Source organism: Vibrio sp. 03_296 (assembly GCF_002265885.1).
Map to the genome: position 1 here is coordinate 1 of NZ_NPKW01000642.1, position 573 is coordinate 573.

1 pseudogene is annotated in these 573 nt (G+C 50.8%); it reads right to left on the minus strand.

The window, feature by feature from the left end:
* Positions 1-573, minus strand: a pseudogene (argH, locus tag CIK04_RS26825) (argininosuccinate lyase); the annotation flags it as partial.

A 573-nucleotide genomic window follows, 5' to 3' on the forward strand; every position in this document is an offset into this window, starting at 1 on the left:
GACCACCGCAACGCCAACAATATGGTGTGCTTCGCGGAATGGAATCCCTTTGGCCACCAAGTAATCGGCCAGCTCCGTCGAGTTGGCGTAACCTTGTTTCGCCGCTTCGAAGGGTGCGCTCTCCATTGTACTTTAATGCCATCAAAACAAAGCGCGGCCATCTCCATGCAATCATTCCAAGTATCGAGGGCATCGAACAGCCCTTCTTTGTCTTCTTGCATGTCTTTGTTGTACGCCAGTGGTAAGGCTTTTACCGTCATCATCATGCCCGCAAGAGAGCCATACACGCGGCCCGTTTTGCCACGGATCAATTCTAGTGCATCAGGGTTTTTCTTTTGTGGCATCAAGGACGATCCTGAGGTCACCGTATCGGCTAACTCAATAAAGCCCGACTCGCCAGAGTTGTAGAAAATCATGTCTTCCGCAAGACGAGATAAATGCAACATCGAGATCGAGGCGACTGACATCAACTCCATCACATGATCGCGATCAGAAACCGAATCCAGTGAGTTGCGTGTCGCACGACGGAACCYWAATCCTGTGCCAGTTGCTCCACGAATCAATCGGATAAGC